The following is an 18782-nucleotide window of genomic DNA, read 5'->3' on the forward strand; positions in this document are numbered from 1 at the left end:
GAGAACCTCGTGTTAGCTACGACTACGCTCTTCCAATACCGCAACGGCCGGCAGCTTCTTGCCTTCCAGGAACTCCAGGAACGCCCCGCCGCCGGTTGAGATATAGGAAATGTCGTCTTCTACACGATATTTCTCGATCGCCGCTAGCGTATCGCCACCACCGGCGATAGAGAATGCCGAACTCTTGGCAATGGCCTGCGCCAGAGTGCGCGTGCCTTCGCCGAACTGATCGAACTCGAACACGCCTACCGGACCGTTCCAGACGATGGTGCCGGCGCTGGCGAAGGTGCGCGCAAACTTCTCAGCCGTGTCCGGACCGATGTCCAGGATCATCTCGTCGGCCTGCACCTTGGTCACCGGTTTCACATCGGCTTCGGCCTTGGCGGAGAACTCCGTGGCCACGACCACGTCGGTCGGGATCGGAATCTGCACCTTCAGCTCCGCGGAGCGTTTCAGCAGGTCCTTGGCGATGTCGATCATATCGGCTTCGTACAAAGACTTGCCCACCGGATGGCCCTGCGCGGCGATGAACGTGTTGGCGATGCCGCCACCGACGATCAGCGTGTCCACCTTGGACAGCAGGGTCTCCAGCACCGTGAGCTTGGTCGAGACCTTGGAGCCGGCGACGATGGCGATCAACGGCCGCTTGGGCTTTTCCAGCGCGGTCTCGAGCGCCACCAGCTCGTTCATCAGCAACGGGCCGGCGCAGGCAACTTTCGCGAACTTCGCGACACCGTGCGTGCTGGCCTCGGCGCGATGCGCCGTGCCGAACGCGTCCATGACGAACACGTCGCACAGTTCCGCCATCTTCCTGGCGAGATCTTCCTTGTCCTTCTTCTCGCCTTTGTTGAAGCGCACGTTCTCGAGCAGCACGACCTCGCCGGGCGCGCATTCCACGCCGTCCAGCCAGTGCTTCTCGAAGCGCACCTTGAAGCCCAGCAGCTCGGACAGCCGCTGCGCCACCGGCGCGAGCGAAAACTCTTCGTCGTACACGCCCTCTTCCGGGCGTCCCAGGTGCGACATGACCAGGACGCGTGCGCCCTTTTCCTTCGCCGCCTGGATCGTCGGCAGCGACGCGCGAATACGCGCGTCGCTGGTCACAACACCGCCCTGCACCGGCACGTTCAGATCCTCGCGGATCAGCACGCGCTTGTCGCGCAGGTCTAAGTCGACCATCCGCAAGACGGTCATGATCAGCCCGCCTTCGACCAGGCAACCGTGGTGTCGAGCATGCGGTTGGAGAAGCCCCACTCGTTGTCGTACCACGCGCAAACCTTCACCAGCGTGCCGTCGATGACCTTGGTCATGGTGGCATCGTAGGACGAGGAATGCGGATCGTGGTTGAAGTCCACCGACACCAGCGGGCCGTCGGTGTACGCCAGGATGCCCTTGAACGCACCGTTGGCGGCTTCCTTCATCACGCTGTTGATCTCTTCGATCGAAGTCGCGCGCTTGGCAACGAAGCTCAGATCGACCAGCGACACGTTGATGGTCGGCACGCGCACCGAGAAGCCGTCGAGCTTGCCGTTCAATTCCGGCAGCACCAGGCCGACCGCGGCAGCCGCGCCCGTCTTGGTCGGAATCATCGACTGAGTGGCCGAGCGCGCGCGACGCAGGTCCTTGTGGAACACGTCGGTGAGCACCTGGTCGTTGGTGTACGAGTGAATCGTGTTCATCACGCCGGATACGATGCCGATCTTCTCGTGCAGCACCTTGGCCAACGGCGCCAGGCAGTTGGTCGTGCACGACGCGTTGGAGATCACGGTGTGGCTGGACTTCAGCGTGTTGTGGTTCACGCCGTAGACGACCGTGGCATCGACGTCTTTCTCACCCGGAGCAGAGATCACGACTTTCTTCGCGCCGCCCTGGATGTGCAGCCCCGCCTTCGCCTTGCTGGTGAACAGGCCGGTGCACTCGAACACGTAATCGACACCCAGCTGGCCCCACGGCAGCTTGGCCGGATCGCGCTCGGCGAGCACTTTGATGCGGTCGCCGTTGATGACCAGCGAGTCGCCGTCGACCTTTACGTCGCCGCTGAACTTGCCGTGCACGGTGTCATAGCGAGTGAGGTGCGCGTTGGTCTGCGCATCGCCGAGGTCGTTGATCGCGACGATCTGGATCTCTTGCTGGCGGTTCGCTTCGTACAGCGCGCGCAGGATGTTGCGGCCGATACGGCCGTAGCCATTGATACCAACTTTAATGGGCATTACGTTTACCTCGTTAGATCACTGCAGCAGCTTCTGCACGGTGCGCACAACATTGTCCGCCGTGAAGCCGAAGTGCTTGAACAAATCCTTGGCGACACCCGACGCACCGAACGTCGTCATGCCGATGATGGCGCCGCGTGTGCCGACATAGCGGTACCACGTGTCGGTCGCAGCCGCTTCGATAGCGACGCGGACTTCGACAGCGCGGGGCAGTACCTGCTCGCGATATGACTCGTCCTGCGCATCGAACACGTTCGTGCTCGGCATGGACACTACGCGCACCCGCTTACCGCTCTGTTGCAACTGGCCAGCCGCTTCGACCGCGATGGCCACTTCCGAGCCAGTTGCGATCAGGATGACTTCCGGCGTGCCTTCCGAATCCTTCAGCACGTAACCGCCGCGGCGGATGTTCGCGATCTGCTGATCGGTGCGGGCCTGCGGCGGCAACGCCTGACGGGTGAGCGCCAGCGTCGATGGGCCATTGCTGCGCTCGATCGAGTCGGCCCATGCAATGGCCGTCTCGGTGCTGTCGCAGGGACGCCAGACAGTCATGTTCGGAATGATGCGCAGGCTTGGCAGATGCTCTATCGGCTGATGCGTCGGGCCATCCTCGCCGAGGCCGATGGAGTCATGGGTCATGACGTAGATGACCCGCTGTTTCATCAGAGCCGACATGCGCATGGCATTGCGCGCGTAATCGGAGAACACCAGGAACGTGCCGCCGTAAGGAATCACAGCGCCGTGCAGGGCCATGCCATTCATGATCGCGGACATGCCGAACTCGCGCACGCCGTAGTGAATGTAGTCGCCGGACGCATCCGCGCCGGTGATGGAACGCGAGTCCTTGCGGTTGGTGTTGTTCGAGCCGGTGAGGTCGGCCGAGCCGCCCAGCAATTCCGGCAAGCCCGGACCGAAGGCGTTCAACGAGGCTTGCGAGCTCTGCCGGGTGGCGAGCGGCTTGCTCTCCTTGGCAACGTCGGCGACGTACTTCGTGACCGTATCGCGCCACGAGGACGGCAGCTCGCCCTTGTGGCGACGCTCGTACTCCGCGGCGAGCTCCGGGAACTGCGCCTTGTATGCGGCGAAGCGCTGTTGCCACTCGCCTTCGCGCTTGGCGCCCTGCTGGCGCGCGTCCCAGCCCTTGCGAATTTCATCCGGAATCGCGAACGGCTCGTAGTTCCAGCCAATGTTCTTGCGGGTGGCCGCCACTTCGTCGGCGCCGAGCGCCGCGCCGTGCGTGGCTTCGGTGCCCTCTTTGTTCGGCGAGCCCCAACCGATGATGGTCTTGCAGCAGATCAGCGAAGGCTTGTCGGTCTGTGCCACCGCCGCCGCGATCGCCTGCTCGATCGCCGCCGGATCGTGGCCGTCGACGCTCGGCACCACGTGCCAGCCGTAGGCTTCGAACCGCTTCGGCGTGTCGTCGGTGAACCAGCCATGCACTTCGCCGTCGATGGAAATGCCGTTGTCGTCGTAGAACGCGATCAGCTTGCCGAGCCCGAGCGTGCCGGCCAGCGAGCAGGCCTCGTGCGATACGCCTTCCATGAGGCAACCGTCGCCGAGGAACACCCAGGTGCGATGGTCGACGATGTCATGCCCCGGACGGTTGAACTGGGCGGCCAGATGCTTCTCCGCCAGCGCCATGCCGACCGCGTTGGCCAGGCCCTGGCCCAGCGGACCGGTGGTGGTCTCGATGCCGAGGTGCGCGTCGTGCTCGGGGTGACCGGCGGTGTGCGAGCCGAGCTGCCGGAATTTCTGCAGGTCTTCGCTCGTCAGCGGATAACCCGTCAGGTGCAGCACTGAGTACAGCAGCATCGAGCCGTGGCCGTTGGACACCACGAAGCGATCGCGGTCCGACCACAGTGGATTGCCGGGATTGTGCTTGAGGTGATCGTTCCACAAGACTTCCGCGATATCCGCCATGCCCATGGGCATGCCGGGATGGCCTGAGTTGGCCTTTTGCACGGCGTCCATCGCCAGGGCGCGGATGGCGTTGGCGAGCTGCCGGCGGTGCGAGGTCTGCATCAGAAAATATCTCGAAAAGTGCGTGGAAAGGCTGGCCCGATCGCGAGATGAGCGCACGCCGGAAGAGCCGCGCATTTTGGACTATGGGGCGAGGTGGGGCAATGCAATTGGCGCCTATCGTGGCTCGCGCATCGGAACCGGAACGGCAACGGCACGTTGTTGGGCTGGGGGTCGTTCCGTCGCGACACCTGGACTTTGTGAGGCGAAGCGCAAAACTCGCGCTCCCCGCGCCTGCGAGCCAGGCGATTAGACACTGGTCACCTTTTCGCCCCGCCCCCGTTGCTACGATGATTGTGGCTATTTTGCCCCATTATGTAGCGCGTCCTAAGGCCCAAGCGTTCGAAGACTCACGATGCAATCGGTCCGCCTCATTCAGTTCAGCGATCTGCACCTGCTCGGCGACGCGAGTGGGCGCCTGCGTGGTGTCGAGTGCCTGCCGGCGCTGCAAGCCGCGGTCGCCGATGCTCAGCGCCGCAGCCCTCGTGCTGACGGTGTGTTGCTGACAGGAGACCTGGTCCAGGACGAGCCGGAGGGCTACCGCTGGGTGCGCCACGTGTTCGGCGCCTCGCGCGTGCCGGTGCTGTGCCTCGCCGGCAATCACGATCTTCCCGAACACATGCGTGCGGCTTTGCGCGGCGGCCCGTTCAAAGTCGGCGGTCATACCGAGTTCGGCCGATGGCTGGTGGTCATGCTCGATTCCTGGGTGGCCAACGACGCCGGCGGACGCCTCGGCACCGAGCAGCTGAACTATCTGCGCGAGGTGCTGCGCACCCACCGCAGCCATCACGTACTGGTGTGCCTGCACCATCACCCCATCTCGATCCGCAGCCAGTGGCTGGATCAGGTCGGCCTGTACGACGCCGACGAATTCATGACCATCGTGCGCGAGCACTCGAACGTGCGCGGCGTGCTCTGGGGTCACGTGCATCAATCGCTGGACAGCTTCATGCATGGCGTCCGTTTCATGGCGACGCCGGCCACCTGCGCGCAATTCGTACCCAACAGCGTCGATTTCGCGATCGATAACCGCCCGCCCGGCTACCGCGTGCTCGAGCTGATGCCCGACGGCAGCATTGCCACCGAAGTCTGCTGGCTGGAGACCTACGCTCAAAGCAGCGTCGCCTGAGGTGCGGTAGTCTTCGCCCCCACGGCCAAGCCGCTGGGGACAACGGATGAAGAAAATACTCGTGGCGCTGTGCGCGCTGTGGATCAGCGCGAGCGCCTGTGCCGCCGATCAGCAGCACCACAGCCTGTGGTCGCTCAAGGGCAAGACCAATACCGTTTATCTGCTCGGCTCAGTACATTTCCTCAACGCGTCCGAGAAGCTGCCCGCGGTGGTCGAGCAGGCTTATAAGGACTCCGAGGTGCTGGTGATGGAGATCGACATGGACGATCTCGATCCTGCCGAAACCCAGCAGATCACGCTCGAGCTCGGCATGCTCCCCGCCGGACAATCGCTCGAGCAACAGCTCGGCAAGCCCACCTACTCCCGACTGTCGGCGCGCGCGCAGGAAGTCGGCATCGACCCGATGCTGCTCAACCGCTTCAGGCCGTGGTTTGCGGCCATGACCCTGGTGCAGCTACAGCTGGTGAAAATGGGCCTCGATGCGTCGTCGGGCATCGAGCAACGCTTCACCACGCGCGCGGTCGCGGACAAGAAGCCGATCCACGGCCTGGAAACATTGCGCGAGCAGCTGAGCATGCTGGCCGGCTTGCCGGATCGCCAGCAGCGTGAGTTCCTGCTCTACAGCATCGATGATGCGGATCGCATGGGGCAGGAGATCGACGAGCTGCTATCGGCCTGGCGCACGGGCGACAGCAAGGCACTGGCGGCGCTGCTGGCGGAGGGCTTCGAGCAATATCCCGATCTGTACCGACCGCTGACGGTCGATCGCAACCGCCGCTGGCTGGGTCAGGTGGAGGCGCTGCTGGACAAGCGCGAGGACTATCTGGTGATCGTCGGGACGCTGCACCTGGTGGGCAAGGACAGCCTGATCGAGCTACTGGAAGGCCGCGGACACAAAGTTGTCCAGCATTGATGCTGGCCGCATCAGACCTCGACCATCTCGAAGTCTTCCTTGCCGGCGCCGCAATCCGGGCAGCGCCACGACAGCGGCACGTCGTCCCAACGCGTGCCGGCCGCGATGCCGGATGCGGGATCGCCTTTTTCTTCTTCGTAGACGTAACCGCAGATCACGCACATGTAGGCTTTCATTTCGCAGCGCCGATCGAACCTAGTCAGACAAGGGGCCGGATTATAGGGAAGTGAGGCCGGCGATGGGAGCGCTTGAGGCGTGATTTCAGGCCAATGGTACACTGCGCAGCCGAGATCATCCGGAGCTCCCCGTGTCGTTATTTTCCGATGCCAGCCGCTACATCCCCGGCGGCGTGAACTCTCCCGTCCGTGCTTTTCGCGGGGTCGGCGGCGAGCCTGTTTTCATCGAGCGCGCGGCCGGCGCGCGTGTGTTCGATCAAAGCGACCGGGGTTACATCGACTACGTCGGCTCGTGGGGCCCGATGATCCTGGGGCACGCGCATCCTGACGTGATTCGCGCCGTGCAGGAACGCGCCGCGCTGGGCTTGTCGTTCGGTGCCCCGACTCAGATCGAGACCAAGGTCGCGCAGAAGATCTGCGAGATCATGCCGTCGATCGAGCTGGTACGCATGGTGAGCTCCGGCACCGAAGCCACCATGAGCGCGATCCGCCTGGCGCGCGGCTTCACCGGCCGCGACAAGATCGTGAAGTTCGAAGGCTGCTATCACGGCCATTCCGATTCGCTGCTGGTGAAAGCCGGCTCCGGCGCACTCACCTTCGGTGTGCCGACGTCGCCTGGCGTGCCGAAGGAATTCGCAGCCCAGACTCTGACGCTCAATTACAACGATATCGCCCAGGTGCAGCAGCTGTTCAGCGACAGCGGCGATGAGATCGCCTGCATCATCGTCGAGCCGATCGCCGGCAACATGAATTGCGTGCCGCCGGTGCCGGGCTTTTTGGAAACATTGCGGTCGGTGTGCGATCAGCACGGCGCCGTCCTGATCTTCGACGAAGTGATGACCGGCTTCCGCGTCGCGCACGGCGGCGCACAGGCGCTCTATAACATTCGTCCGGATCTGACCACGCTGGGCAAGATCGTCGGCGGCGGCATGCCGGTCGGCGCGTTCGGCGGACGTCGCGACATCATGGAAAGGATCGCGCCGCTCGGCCCGGTGTATCAAGCCGGCACGCTCTCGGGCAATCCGGTCGCAATGGCTGCGGGTCTGGCCACGCTCGAGTTGCTCGATCAGCCGCAGTTCTATGAGCAGATCGCCGCGCGCACCACGCAACTGCTGGAAGGTCTGCAACAGGCCGCGCAACTGGCCAACATTCCGCTCGCCACCAACCATGTGTGCGGCATGTTCGGTCTGTTCTTCACCAACCAGACGCCAGTGCGGTATTTCCGTGAAGTGATGGCCTGCGACGTGGAGCGCTTCAAACGTTTCTTCCACGGCATGTTGGACGAAGGCATCTACCTGGCACCCTCGGCGTTCGAAGCGGGCTTCGTGTCGGCAGCACACACGCCTGCCGACATCGACGCGACGATTGCGGCGGCGAAAAAAGTATTCGCTACGCTGTAACGGCGTTGGGAAGGGCTCAGGACAAGAGCCAGCGGCGCGGCACAGCAAGCTTCAGCGCGCGCTCGAACGACTTGCGGCGCAGGCCCGGATGTTTGAGCCCTTTCCAGATCAGCTTCAACCAACGCAGCTTCGGCAAGCCGAGCACCGCCTCGCGGCTCTCCGCTTCGATGCGGTACATCGACACGATCTGCTCGCCCACCTGGCGCCGCTCGGGCGACAGCTGCGGCAGCGCCCTCAAACAGCGCTCGTGATCGTCGGCGATCTCGCGATACATGCGGATCGTGCGCTCGTAACGTTGCCGGCGCGCGGTCCGGCTCGGTCCGGTGCGCACGAACACAGTCCTGCCCAGATTGGCTGCGTGCCGACGATAGCCGAGCAGGGATTCTCTGAGGCAGTAGATCCGGCCGAACAGACTGGCGCGCAGGGTCAGCATGTTGTCCTCGACCAGGCCCGTCAGCGGCGGCAAGCCATCGAGGAGCTCGCGGCGCACGGCCATCGAAGCTCCCAGCAGGGTGGCGAACTTTCCCAGATGCAGCAGCTTGTGCTGATCCATGGGCGAGTGCAGATACCAGGCCTCCGGACGCAGCAGCTGGCCCGACGCATCGATCTCGTCGACGGTCGAGCCGACCGCGTATGCATCCGCATGAGCGTCGAATTCGGCTAGGAGTCGGGCGACGCGCTGCGGATAAGAGACATCGTCACCCGCCATGAAGACCAGGATGTCGCCAGTCGCGATCTTCGCCACGGTGTCGATGTGCCGGCACAGCCCCTGGTTCCGCTCGTTGCTGCGAATGATCACCTTGTGCGGCCCCGCATAACCGGCCGTCATTTCACGCGCGATCTCCAGGATGCGATCGCCCGACGCATCGTCGGACACGATGATCTCGCAGGGCACCGTTTGCGCGAGCGCAGCCTCCAGCGCCGGACGTATCGTATTTTCCATTCGATACGTCAGCATCAGGATGCTTACTCTGAAGGGTCCGCACGTCATGCTCACGTACTACACGAAAGCCGCTACCCGCGCATACTTCGTCGGCTTGAACAGCCGTCGCAGCCGCAGACCGAACACATGCGACAGCGACTTGCGCAGTGCACTGAGCTGGCCCTTGTTCCGCAGCGGATACAAACGCCGCCGATGCTGCCACATGAACAATGCCAGCCGTGGCGCAAACCATACGCTTTCGCTGTTCACCCACAGGCGGTGAAATTCGGCGAAGAACGGACTATACGAATCCCCCACGCCGGCGAGATAGCTCAGTCGTCTCGCCAGGTCATCGAAATGTTTCATGCGCGATCCCGGGATGCGCCGCATCCGCTTGCGATGCGTGCGCAAAATGTTCGTCACGTTGTTACCGTGCTGGCGATAACGCACCAACTGCTGCGGACAATAAGCAACGCCGTCGCGTGCGGCAGCTCGCATGGCCAGCCACCAGTCATGGAACACATCCGTGGGCAGCGGCCGACCGTCGAGAAGCTCGCGCCGGAACAGCATCGCGTGCCCCGAGACGCAATTCGACAAAACCAGCTCGGCCGGATCGTTCAGGTCCCGCATGGCCCAGAACCGCGACATGCTCACCCCCAAACCGCGCCCCTGCGCATCGATCAGCTCGGAGTCGCAATACGCCATGGAGTGTTCGCCGATGCAATTGGCCAAGGTACGTAGCTTTTGATGCAGCCAGACATCGTCCTGATCGCAAGGCGCGATGAGTCCGCCCTGGCATAACGAAATGGCGCGCTCGAAGTTTCGGACAAAGCCCAGATTGCGCGTATTCACGAACACGCGCAGCCGCGCATCGCGGCGCTCATATTCGCGTAACAACTCGATCGTCCGATCCGTGGATCCATCGTCGACCGCCACAACCTCCATGTTCGAGTACGTCTGCGCGAGCAGCGACTCGAGCTGCTCGCGCAAATAGAGCTCTCCGTTGTACGTACATAACGCCACGGAGATCAACGGCTCGGCGGCATCGTGACTCATGGTTACCAGCGCCGGCTCAGATAGAGCGCAATGGTATCGGCATCGAAGAACAAGCGAGTGCGATCCGGGGTGCTCGGCGGATCACCCGGCAAGACCTTGTCGCGACCGAGCTTCTCGTGATGCCTGAAATCCAGCGACAGATCCCAGCCGGGCAACAGGTCCATCACTTGCACCCCGAGGCCGAAATAATAGCCGTAGGCTGGCAGCCCATAGTCATACCGACCGGCACCGAAAAAGCCGTTGAGCGCCAGCTTCTGGCTGTACCTGAAGCGGTAATCGAGGGCGCGCAAGGAGATCAGACTGTAGCCATCGAGCCGATCGAACTCCACTCGCACACCGAAGTCGCTGCGATCCGAAACCATGCGCCGTGCGCCCAAACCAAGGTGAGGCTCGATCTGCGAATCGGATCGCACATTCGGAATGTCCACTCCAAAAAATTTGTTGACGCTGCCGTATGCCACACCGAAATCGACGAACAGTTGCGTCGAGTCCTGACTGCGCCCGCTCGATGGTTCGAATTGCATGCGCCCGGACGGGCCGGGCTGCGCGAAGTCCACCGACGCCGCAAGGCGTGCAAACGAGTCGCCGAATATATCCTGGCCAACCTGAACGCCAGCTTCCACCGCGTAGCCCCGTACGTTCATTGCCACGTCGAGGCGCAATGACTGGAAGGTTTCGTAGCCGACATTCGGCCCATCGCCACGGCGCCACGCCTCATTCAGAGACATGGTGCGATAGGTCGCCTGCCAGTAGCGTCCCGACGGGCTGCGCCAGCCAGCCCGCAAGCTCTGGCTCGAGCCGCCGATCGCATCCCCGAACACCCGCTGGTCGCCGAACCAGTGACCGATGACATGGCCGCGATACGTCAGTCCCTGCGGATACACGTGGTGGATATACCAATCGTTCTGCCATTCCGAAACTTCGTAACTGACATCGAAGTCGCGCCACAACTGCGGGAAATCGATGCCCACCGACATGTTGGTGGCACCCAGCCGGTAGCTGCCGGAATAAGCACTGTCCTCGCCGGCGTATTCCACGTTCACGGCGAAGGGGGTTTTACCGGGAAAGATGATACTGCTGGTGATCGAGGCGACCCGATTGTCATACTGCAGAGTGTCTGGAGTCGCATTGTTGCTGCTGGTCAGCGCCTGCCTCCAGGCGGAAAAGCCGCCTGAATCGTCCGGTCCGACGCCATACTGCGTGATCCGATTGATCGCAAATGCGAGCCCCTCGGCGGGTGCAATGACGCCCTGGAAGCCCGCCAGTCGCGGCGTTCCCGACGTCGGCGAATCCTCATCGACCACGGGGAAGCCGACCTGGCGCGACATCTCCGCGGCGAACAGTTCATAACTCAGCCCGAGCGAGCTGATCGGTTTGTAGTTGGACAGGGTGATCGACGGCATGGTCAGTGCCTGGGTGCTGATCAGCGAGCTGCTATCGTTGAGCGGCGACAGCCAATGATCGCGATAGCCGATATCCAGCTGCGCATACTCCGTGCCGAAGCTGAGCAGTGTGCCGACCGGTGAGGTTTCGTCCTGGTACGCGAGTCCTCCCGCCGAGAGCAGCAAATAGTCGTTCACCTGAAAGTGGGCGTTGACCCGTGCCTCCCAGGCATTGTCGACCCGCTCGCCATGTGCATTCGGCTGGGTGCTCTGGGAATCGGTATCGGCAACAGCCGCGCTGGCGCGGGCATGCGTAACCCCGGCGCGCTGCATGTATCGCTGCAGATAGGCACGCACTTCACCGCATAGAACCGGGTCCCGCTCGCAGGCCTTCGGCAAGGCATCGAGCACGACGGCGGCCGGAACGGGCCGGCGCATGACCGTCTTGCCGCCGAGAACCAGCACGCGCTGGATCTTCCGATCCAGCTCTGGCGACATATCCAGAGGCAGATAAGGGCTGACGCCGCGCGCCGCTGCCTGCGTACCGATCATCGCCCCTGATAATATGAACAACGAGCCCCAGACACTGACGGCTCTACGTCGGTTTCCCAAACTGACTCCTCGCGCATCGGTGCCGACGCGTTGAAACCGGGAGTTTGCATGGGCACATCGAACTCAACAAGTTTCCGTCGCGCGGTGGCCACAGCACTGGAATATTATCCCGCTTCATGCTCACCAGCCCGCGCATCGATACCCGCCAACCGCCACAGCCGGCCTGTGAGTCGCCCGATTGCGACGGCAGTGCTGCAGGAGGAGCTCGCAGCGCGTACGATGCGCTGCCATCAGGGGCGTTGACGCCGCGCCGCTCGGAGGCGGTTGCGTGAGCTGGCCAGTTACATGACACGAAAGTTCGTTCTCATCGACCACTCCATGCGGGATCTGGGGGGTCATTACTACACATATGCCAGTTGCGTGCTGCCTGCGGCCGAGCGCGCCGGCATGCAGCCGGTGCTGGCCATGCATCGTGATTTTCGCGATCTGGCCGCGTTGCCGCCGAGCTGGCAGGCGCATGCCATCTTCCGCAACAAGAGTTATTCGCAGCGTTACGTCGAAACCGCCAGCGCTCGTGGAACGCTGGGCGCCTGGTGGGCTCGCACGCAAAGCAAGTGGCGTGCCCGCGAACGGCAGCGGCTCGCGGAAAGCTTCGCCGAGGATTGCGCCACTCTGTTGAGCAGGGTCGCGCTCAAGGCGGGCGATCATGTGTTCTTCGCGTCCGCTTCCGAGATCGACCTGGATGGTCTGGGGATGTTCCTGCGCAGCGCGCCGGCTGAATACCGCCGCATCCACTGGCATCTGCAGTTCCACCTGGGCATCTTCGAAGGCCGGGATCCGGACTATGCCGAGCAACTGCCGCGCCGGGAGTTCATGCGCGAGATCTTCCTGCATGCACTGTCACGCGCGCCCGGCCATCACATTCATTTGTATTGCACGACTCGAGAGCTGAGCGCGCAGTACGAATATCTCGGCGTGGGGCCATTCCACACACTGCCCTACCCCGTGCATCCATTGTTCCTTTTACCGACGGCCCCGAAGTCGTCGAGCGACAGCGTGCGTATTGCCTGCCTCGGCCACAGCCGTCGCGAGAAAGGTTACCGCGAGCTGCCCATCGTAGTGCGCAAGTTGTGGAACGATTATCTGAGCAAGGGGCGCGCGCAATTGGTGATGCAGACCCGCCGGCGTGACCTGCAACGTGCACTCGACTCGACAGTCGCCGATCTCGGCGCACACAGCGCCACCCCGCCCATTGTCTACGCGCCGTTCCCCTTGGATCTGGAGCGCTATGCTGAGCTGGTGCGCAGTTCCGATGTCGGGCTGCTGCTCTATGACAGCACTCGTTACTACAGCCGTTGTAGCGGCGTATTGCTCGAGATGCTCAGCGCAGGCGTACCGGTCATCGTGCCTGGGGGCTGTTGGCTCTCGGAACAGATTCACGACGAAAACCAGCGTCACCTGCGTGACATCGCCACACGCGCCATGCCCTTGCAACAGATTGGCGCAGGCTCGCTTGCGTGGCAGGCCGGCACAGACACCAGCGGTGCCGCGATCTCGTTCACCAATGCCGAGACGAGCTGTGAGTTCGAGCTAGCCACCGGCGCGCGCTCCTTGTTACTGCGCCTGCGGTGGCTGGAGCCGTCGACGCGCGGCACGTATGCACACGTCGAGCTGGAACAACTGGATGCACAGGGCACTCAGTTGATGACATTCGCCGCGATCATCGGCCCTGGCAGCGATCCTGCGGCGGTGTACTCGCTGTTCCATCTGCACGAGAACGCACGGCGCGCCAGGCTCAAATGGCGCAATGCTTGGGACGACGGTGTAATCACCGTGGACGCCGTCGAATGCCGCCTGTATGGCGAGAATTATCCAGCAGGCTCGGTCGGCCTGACGGCGGCGAACATGGATCAGAGCGGCGAGCTGCTCGGCGATGTCCTGCTCCATATCGATCACTATCGTCAGCGTTCTGGCGCCTTCGCCAAGCGCTGCGCCGAATATTTCAACGCCGAGCAGATCGTCGCCCGGCTGCTGCGTGCCGAATCAGCCGTGCAGCCGCGCTCGCACGCGACGCCCGACGAACTCGATCTGCCGGCGCAAGCGAACGCTCAATCGAATGCGCGCTGAGTGGTCGGTGCGGTGAGCATTGATCAGCGCCGGATTGATGAAGATCCGGCAGCCCCCGGCACGCAGCCCGGCATGCAGCGGCACATGCTCACAAACGGCATGACCTTCACACACTCCGCTATAGCGACCGGCAAGTAACGCTTCGCGACGATAGATCGCCAACCCGCCGAACGCCGAATCGACTTCGACCCAATCCGCTCGGGGATCCAGCCGAGCCATCCGCGAATGAATGGCAATGGCCAGCGCGCGCGGATGACCGAACAAATCGCGGAGCCGCGCGTATTGATCGTGACAATCCACTGGACACCAGTCCGGATGGCGCAGCGCCCAGATGTCGTAATACGCGTCGCTTTGGTTGGCGGTAACGACATCCCACGGCCAGGGCGATGCCCAACACGTCGCCACCGCCTCGGCGCGCAGATCGTTGTTCACCCCATCCAGGTCCGCGACCATCACATAATCGACGTCTGCGTACTGTGGATCGTGGCGCAGCTCATCGAGATAGCGATTGCGGCACGCTGCAATGCGTTCGGTGCGTGCCGGAATCTGCGCCGCGAGCGCACCGAGCGTCGTGAACTGCAAGGCACTCATTTCTCTTCGCAGGCGCTGCAGCTCGGCCAGTGTCTGATCGGCCGAATCGCTCTCGACGATCAGGAACTGCACCCGCGCGAATCCTGCGCTCGCGCAAGCCAATGTTTCGACCGAGCGTCGCAACGTCTTCTCGCCGTTGCGTACGCAGCCCACGATTACCAGCGCGGAGTCGGCGATTGGCTTGTGCACTCGCATCAGCTACCTGTATGGCTCAGGCTCTTCCGGCTGCGAGCGATTGGAGCAGGATACGTGCGGACTGACAACGCGCGCATACCGAAGCTCAGTGGCCGTCCGTTCATGACTCAGAACGTTCGGTCCGATTGCCGAGAACATTGCCGACCCGATTGCGCCACTGCACGCCCTGCCCGGCCAACCGGCCATGCCGTTCCAAGCGGGCCTGGATGCCGGCCAGGGTTCTGTCATGGGCCTGCGCGAGCTGCGCAAGGGACAGCCCGGCATCGAACTTTTCCAGCAGGTCACGATCCTCTTGTTCCGCCCAGGGCTTGCCGGCATTGGCGGGCATCCGCGCACGGTTGCCGCGCATCCTGGATCGGTTGCTCAACTCCAGCGCGCGGACGGCGACATACAATGCGCGAATCACATCGGCCGCCTGATACGGTGAGTCGACTTCGAACAATTCGCCGGTCTGCGGGTTGACGCCATTCGCCAGCGCGGACACGATGCTCAGAGCCTTGCTGTCATCCATGATGCTGTTCTCCATAGAAGCGTTGTACTCGATGAATCCAAATCCTTTCCGCCTCGGCGCGCGCGGCCTCGAGGCTGGCGGCAGTGTAGATGCGTCGACCCCGCGCAAATCCGCTGCATATCTGGCGATTCATCGAGAAATGGCGCGCATCCCGAGCCGCGATCCGTTCCCAGGCTGACCCATGCGTGCCTTCGCTCTGTTCGTCGCGCTGCTGGCGGGCTCGCTGCTGGTGGCCGCGGTCCTCACCTATCCCGCCTGGTGGCTGGTCAGCCTGGTGTCCATCGAACCGGTCCACCGCGTCATGCATCGGATCGCCATGCTGATCGCGCTGGTCGGACTGGTAGTGCTCACGCGCCGGCTCGGGCTGACGGATAAGGAATCGCTGGGCTACGGATTGCCGCGCCGTGAGTTTCTACGGCAGATGGGCATCGGCTTCGTGTGCGGCATTGGCTTGATGTTGCCGCTGACGGCGCTGCTGCTCGGACTGGATATTCGCGAGGTGAAGCCGGGCTTCGACGGCGCATGGCCCAGCTTGATCGCAGGCGGCCTGCTCACGGGCATCACCGTGGCGTTCATCGAAGAAACATTCTTCCGCGGCGTGCTGTTTACAGCTGTCTCACGAACGTCAGGGGCGGCAGCCGCAGTAATTGCACCGAGCGTGCTGTACGCATCCCTGCACTTCCTCGGCGGAAAGCTACGCGTGGCACCGGAAGATGTGTCGTGGGCGCACGGCTTCGAGGTGCTGAGCAAACTGTTCGAGCGTTATGTGCATCCGCTGACGTTCGCCGATTCGTTCGTCGCACTGGCCATGTTGGGCGTGCTGTTTGCCCTGGTGCGACTACGGACAGGAGCAATCGCAGGATGCATTGGCTTGCACGCGGCTGGCGTGGCGTTCATCGCCGTGCTTCGTGAAGCCACGCTGGTGAACCCAGACTCGCAGTTCGAAGTGCTGGTCGGTTCCTACGACGGCGTCATCGGCTGGGCCGCACTGGTCTGGTTCACGGTGATCGCGGTGACATTCGCAGTTTTGAGTCGGCGACGCGCCCAGCCGTAACGGGCGCACTCAGGCCTGCCGAATATCCAAACGCTCGCGTAACAGCCGCAAGCGCTCCACCGCGTCATTCATCTCCAGACACTGCTGCTTCTCCGGCATGGGCAGCGGCAGGATTTCGGCCAGCCGCATCCCCACCCAGCTCGCGTTCTCATAGTGCGGCGGCTCATCCCCATAGAGCGTTCCCACCTGCACGAACGCCTGCTTCAGCAGCTCGGCCAGAATCGCAAGGTCTTCGGGAACCTCCATCGCCGGCTCTTCCGGGAGCAAGCTCACGTCGGCGATATTCAAGCCATCGCTCTGCGTCTTCACCTCGGCAATGCTGAATTTCTTTTCGCCGCGCGCCGTGATGCCAAGCAGGCCATCGTCGAGGCGCTCGAAGTCGACGATGCGGGCAGTGGTGCCGACGGCCGTCGTTCTGGCCTTGCCGCCGGCTTCGCGCCCCTCAGTGATGAGCGCGACGCCGAAGTTGCTGTTGTCGCGCATGCAGCGGCTGATCATATCGAGATAGCGCGGCTCGAAAATTCGCAGACGCAGCGGACCGCCCGGGAACAGCACGGTGTTCAGCGGGAATAAAGGCAGGACCAGCGACATGAGTCCTCCTTGCGCCCTCAACGCTTCCGCAAACGGTCCAGCAATTTGCCGTGAATGCCGCCGAAGCCGCCATTGGACATGATCAGCACGTGATCGCCGCTGACCAGCGTTGCGTCCAGTTGGGTGATGAGCTGGTCGAGATCCTTGACGGTCTCGGCACGCTTGCCCAGCGACGCGACCGAGCCAGCGACATCCCAGGTGACATTCGGCCCTTGATACATCCACACATGATCCGCTTGTGACAACGCGCCCGCCAGTGCGGCAGCGTGCGTGCCCAGCTTCATCGTATTGGAGCGCGGCTCGAGCACCGCGATCAGCCGGCCGGAGCCGATCTTGCGTCGCAGGCCGTCGACGGTCGTGGCCACCGCGGTCGGATGGTGTGCAAAATCGTCATACACCGTAATGCCATTGACCACACCGCGCACTTCCATTCGCCGACGCACGCCCTGGAATTCCTTCAACGCCGCGACCGATGTTTCGATCGGCACGCCGGCACTGCGCGCGGCCAGGATGGCGGCCAACGCATTCTCGGCGTTGTGCCGTCCAACCATCGACCAGCTCACCTCGGCGACGGCAGCATTGCCTTCCATGATGGAGAAGGTGCTGTAGTCCCCACCTGCCGGCGCGAGCGCATACCACGCCGTATCGCCATGCATGCCGCTGGAGAAACGTTCCACTGGCGTCCAGCAGCCCATGTCGATCACATGCATCACATTGGCATCGCCCGAGTTGGCGACCACCATGCCGTGCCTCGGCACCATGCGCAGCAGTTGATGGAACTGCCATTGGATGGACGCCACGTCGGGATAGATATCCGCGTGATCGTGCTCGAGATTGTTGAGAATCGCCGTGCGCGGCCGGTAGTGCACGAACTTGGCGCGCTTGTCGAAGAACGCGGTGTCGTATTCATCGGCCTCGACCACGAAGTGCTGGCCTGTGCCGAGCCGCGCGGTCACGTTGAAATTGCCCGGCACCCCGCCGATCAGGAAGCCCGGCTCGAGCCCGCCGTATTCCAGCAGCCAGGTGAGAATGCTCGACGTAGTGGTCTTGCCGTGCGTGCCGGCGACCGCCAGCGTCCAGCGTTTGTTCAACACATGCCGCGCCAGCCATTCCGGCCCCGACGTGTAGGGAATGTCGCTTTCCAGCAGCGCTTCGATCAGCGGATTGCCGCGGCTCATGACGTTGCCGACCACGACGACGTCGGGCTTGAGCTGCAGCTGCTCCGGACCGTACCCCTCGATGATGTCGATGCCGAGCTCGCGCAGCTGATCGGACATCGGCGGATAGACGCTTTGATCCGAGCCGGTGACACGATGGCCCGAGGCGCGCGCCAGCGCGGCGATGCCGCCCATGAAGGTGCCGCAAACGCCAAGAATATGAACGTGCATGGATCCCCTAGCTTTTCCGGTCCTAGCCGCGCAGGTCGAGCATCAGCTGCACGACCGCCTGAGTGGAATAAATGATTGCGATGGTGAGCGCGATGCCTGTCATCAGACCGCGGTCCAGCGCCAGCATGATTACGCGCCCCAGCACTACCGAGACGACCAGGAAGCGGGCCCGCAGCCAGTTCCTCGACAACTCATCGCTCCAGCCGAGCGTCAGCTGCGCTGAGCGGATCGTCACATCCAGCAGCAATATCAGCAGCCCCACGCCGAGCGCTGCCGTGATGGTCTGCACGAAACGCTGACGGCGCCCGAAAAACGCCAGCACCAGCCACAGCCAGGCGCCGATCATCAAGGCGTCGATACAGATAAACAACAGCGCGGTGGACCGATCCAACGTGAACAGCCGCATGCGCAGGAAGCCGGTGCTCAGATAAGCGATCAGCGCCAGGGTCGCGAGCGTGGTGGAAGCCGGCAGGTCCTGCGGTCCCTTGCGCCAGAGCGCGATGTCCAGGAAGCTTTGCAGAAATCGCAAAATAACCATGAGCGAAACGCGTGTTGTGCCGGCAAGCCAT

At 63.0% G+C, this 18782-nt stretch carries 18 protein-coding genes; 6 read left to right on the top strand and 12 right to left on the bottom strand.

The genetic code is table 11. The annotated features are described in order from the left end of the window. Nucleotides 1-12: 12 nt before the first annotated feature. The 3 genes from D0550_RS17095 to tkt are packed head-to-tail and all read right to left on the bottom strand — an operon-like array spanning nucleotide 13 to nucleotide 4229. A complete protein-coding gene (locus tag D0550_RS17095; RefSeq protein WP_116810402.1) occupies nucleotides 13-1191 on the bottom strand; it encodes a phosphoglycerate kinase in 1179 nt (392 codons plus the stop codon). A gap of 2 nt (nucleotides 1192-1193) precedes the next feature. Further along, nucleotides 1194-2207 carry a type I glyceraldehyde-3-phosphate dehydrogenase gene (gap, locus tag D0550_RS17100; protein ID WP_116810403.1) on the bottom strand — a complete coding sequence of 338 codons (1014 nt, stop codon included), beginning with the start codon at nucleotides 2205-2207 and terminating at the stop codon, nucleotides 1194-1196. 18 nt (nucleotides 2208-2225) lie between these two features. Then, nucleotides 2226-4229, bottom strand: coding sequence for a transketolase (gene tkt / locus D0550_RS17105; protein ID WP_116810458.1), 2004 nt, complete (start codon nucleotides 4227-4229; stop codon nucleotides 2226-2228). Nucleotides 4230-4581: 352 nt separating this feature from the next. Here tkt and D0550_RS17110 point away from each other — a divergent pair, with 352 nt between their 5' ends. Next, complete coding sequence (locus D0550_RS17110) at nucleotides 4582-5355, top strand: metallophosphoesterase (protein WP_116810404.1); 774 nt, start codon at nucleotides 4582-4584, stop codon at nucleotides 5353-5355. 46 nt (nucleotides 5356-5401) lie between these two features. Continuing rightward, nucleotides 5402-6268, top strand: coding sequence for a TraB/GumN family protein (locus D0550_RS17115; RefSeq protein WP_116810405.1), 867 nt, complete (start codon nucleotides 5402-5404; stop codon nucleotides 6266-6268). Between the two features lie 11 nt (nucleotides 6269-6279). On the opposite strand, the gene D0550_RS17120 is transcribed toward D0550_RS17115, so the two are convergent. After that, entirely contained in the window at nucleotides 6280-6444 is a 165-nt protein-coding gene (locus D0550_RS17120) for a rubredoxin (RefSeq protein ID WP_116810406.1), read from the bottom strand. A gap of 131 nt (nucleotides 6445-6575) precedes the next feature. Here D0550_RS17120 and hemL point away from each other — a divergent pair, with 131 nt between their 5' ends. Next, nucleotides 6576-7844: a glutamate-1-semialdehyde 2,1-aminomutase gene (gene hemL / locus D0550_RS17125; protein WP_116810407.1), complete on the top strand. Its 1269-nt coding sequence runs from the start codon at nucleotides 6576-6578 to the stop codon at nucleotides 7842-7844. A gap of 16 nt (nucleotides 7845-7860) precedes the next feature. On the opposite strand, the gene D0550_RS17130 is transcribed toward hemL, so the two are convergent. Genes D0550_RS17130 through D0550_RS17140 form a run of 3 tightly spaced genes read right to left on the bottom strand, consistent with a single transcriptional unit; the run spans nucleotide 7861 to nucleotide 11756 of the window. Then, the gene (locus D0550_RS17130) at nucleotides 7861-8835 is read right to left on the bottom strand and encodes a glycosyltransferase (protein WP_116810408.1); all 975 of its coding nucleotides are present in this window, start codon (nucleotides 8833-8835) and stop codon (nucleotides 7861-7863) included. A gap of 9 nt (nucleotides 8836-8844) precedes the next feature. Further along, a complete protein-coding gene (locus D0550_RS17135) occupies nucleotides 8845-9822 on the bottom strand; it encodes a glycosyltransferase family 2 protein (protein WP_116810409.1) in 978 nt (325 codons plus the stop codon). A gap of 2 nt (nucleotides 9823-9824) precedes the next feature. Further along, nucleotides 9825-11756, bottom strand: a complete 1932-nt coding sequence (locus tag D0550_RS17140) for a capsule assembly Wzi family protein (RefSeq protein ID WP_116810410.1) — start codon at nucleotides 11754-11756, stop codon at nucleotides 9825-9827. 345 nt (nucleotides 11757-12101) lie between these two features. Between D0550_RS17140 and D0550_RS17145 the strand changes: the two genes are divergently transcribed. Further along, the gene (locus D0550_RS17145) at nucleotides 12102-13883 is read left to right on the top strand and encodes a glycosyltransferase family protein (protein ID WP_116810411.1); all 1782 of its coding nucleotides are present in this window, start codon (nucleotides 12102-12104) and stop codon (nucleotides 13881-13883) included. Here D0550_RS17145 and D0550_RS17150 read toward each other — a convergent pair. Together D0550_RS17150 and D0550_RS17155 are read right to left on the bottom strand one after the other, a co-directional pair. After that, on the bottom strand, nucleotides 13800-14663 hold the full coding sequence (locus D0550_RS17150; protein WP_153067206.1) for a glycosyltransferase family 2 protein: 864 nt from the start codon (nucleotides 14661-14663) through the stop codon (nucleotides 13800-13802). The two genes, D0550_RS17145 and D0550_RS17150, sit on opposite strands and share 84 nt — an antisense overlap. Before the next feature lie 106 nt (nucleotides 14664-14769). Next, nucleotides 14770-15180 (bottom strand): hypothetical protein, encoded by a 411-nt coding sequence (locus tag D0550_RS17155; protein WP_153067207.1) that lies wholly within the window; start codon nucleotides 15178-15180, stop codon nucleotides 14770-14772. Between D0550_RS17155 and D0550_RS34630 the strand changes: the two genes are divergently transcribed. Both D0550_RS34630 and D0550_RS17160 read left to right on the top strand, forming a co-directional pair. Further along, a complete protein-coding gene (locus tag D0550_RS34630; protein ID WP_153067208.1) occupies nucleotides 15179-15358 on the top strand; it encodes a hypothetical protein in 180 nt (59 codons plus the stop codon). The two genes, D0550_RS17155 and D0550_RS34630, sit on opposite strands and share 2 nt — an antisense overlap. Nucleotides 15359-15361: 3 nt before the next feature. Beyond that, nucleotides 15362-16234, top strand: coding sequence for a CPBP family intramembrane glutamic endopeptidase (locus tag D0550_RS17160; RefSeq protein WP_116810414.1), 873 nt, complete (start codon nucleotides 15362-15364; stop codon nucleotides 16232-16234). A gap of 9 nt (nucleotides 16235-16243) precedes the next feature. On the opposite strand, the gene D0550_RS17165 is transcribed toward D0550_RS17160, so the two are convergent. From D0550_RS17165 to D0550_RS17175, 3 genes are read right to left on the bottom strand one after another with little or no spacing between them, the layout of a single operon-like run. Continuing rightward, complete coding sequence (locus D0550_RS17165) at nucleotides 16244-16825, bottom strand: LON peptidase substrate-binding domain-containing protein (protein ID WP_116810415.1); 582 nt, start codon at nucleotides 16823-16825, stop codon at nucleotides 16244-16246. Nucleotides 16826-16842: 17 nt separating this feature from the next. Next, nucleotides 16843-18213 carry a UDP-N-acetylmuramate:L-alanyl-gamma-D-glutamyl-meso-diaminopimelate ligase gene (gene mpl, locus D0550_RS17170; protein WP_116810416.1) on the bottom strand — a complete coding sequence of 457 codons (1371 nt, stop codon included), beginning with the start codon at nucleotides 18211-18213 and terminating at the stop codon, nucleotides 16843-16845. A gap of 22 nt (nucleotides 18214-18235) precedes the next feature. After that, nucleotides 18236-18751 (bottom strand): hypothetical protein, encoded by a 516-nt coding sequence (locus D0550_RS17175; protein WP_153067209.1) that lies wholly within the window; start codon nucleotides 18749-18751, stop codon nucleotides 18236-18238. Nucleotides 18752-18782: the final 31 nt, after the last annotated feature.

The organism is Steroidobacter cummioxidans, from assembly GCF_003104955.1.

What these genes read in the sequence shown, in the direction of transcription:
- D0550_RS17095 (WP_116810402.1), bottom strand. Translation starts at nt 1,191, where the DNA reads ATGACCGTCTTGCGGATGGTCGACTTAGACCTGCGCGACAAGCGCGTG.
- gap (WP_116810403.1), bottom strand. Translation starts at nt 2,207, where the DNA reads ATGCCCATTAAAGTTGGTATCAATGGCTACGGCCGTATCGGCCGCAAC.
- tkt (WP_116810458.1), bottom strand. Translation starts at nt 4,229, where the DNA reads ATGCAGACCTCGCACCGCCGGCAGCTCGCCAACGCCATCCGCGCCCTG.
- D0550_RS17110 (WP_116810404.1), top strand. Translation starts at nt 4,582, where the DNA reads ATGCAATCGGTCCGCCTCATTCAGTTCAGCGATCTGCACCTGCTCGGC.
- D0550_RS17115 (WP_116810405.1), top strand. Translation starts at nt 5,402, where the DNA reads ATGAAGAAAATACTCGTGGCGCTGTGCGCGCTGTGGATCAGCGCGAGC.
- D0550_RS17120 (WP_116810406.1), bottom strand. Translation starts at nt 6,444, where the DNA reads ATGAAAGCCTACATGTGCGTGATCTGCGGTTACGTCTACGAAGAAGAA.
- D0550_RS17130 (WP_116810408.1), bottom strand. Translation starts at nt 8,835, where the DNA reads ATGACGTGCGGACCCTTCAGAGTAAGCATCCTGATGCTGACGTATCGA.
- D0550_RS17135 (WP_116810409.1), bottom strand. Translation starts at nt 9,822, where the DNA reads ATGAGTCACGATGCCGCCGAGCCGTTGATCTCCGTGGCGTTATGTACG.
- D0550_RS17140 (WP_116810410.1), bottom strand. Translation starts at nt 11,756, where the DNA reads ATGATCGGTACGCAGGCAGCGGCGCGCGGCGTCAGCCCTTATCTGCCT.
- D0550_RS17145 (WP_116810411.1), top strand. Translation starts at nt 12,102, where the DNA reads ATGACACGAAAGTTCGTTCTCATCGACCACTCCATGCGGGATCTGGGG.
- D0550_RS34630 (WP_153067208.1), top strand. Translation starts at nt 15,179, where the DNA reads ATGATGCTGTTCTCCATAGAAGCGTTGTACTCGATGAATCCAAATCCT.
- D0550_RS17155 (WP_153067207.1), bottom strand. Translation starts at nt 15,180, where the DNA reads ATGGATGACAGCAAGGCTCTGAGCATCGTGTCCGCGCTGGCGAATGGC.
- D0550_RS17160 (WP_116810414.1), top strand. Translation starts at nt 15,362, where the DNA reads ATGCGTGCCTTCGCTCTGTTCGTCGCGCTGCTGGCGGGCTCGCTGCTG.
- D0550_RS17165 (WP_116810415.1), bottom strand. Translation starts at nt 16,825, where the DNA reads ATGTCGCTGGTCCTGCCTTTATTCCCGCTGAACACCGTGCTGTTCCCG.
- mpl (WP_116810416.1), bottom strand. Translation starts at nt 18,213, where the DNA reads ATGCACGTTCATATTCTTGGCGTTTGCGGCACCTTCATGGGCGGCATC.
- D0550_RS17175 (WP_153067209.1), bottom strand. Translation starts at nt 18,751, where the DNA reads ATGGTTATTTTGCGATTTCTGCAAAGCTTCCTGGACATCGCGCTCTGG.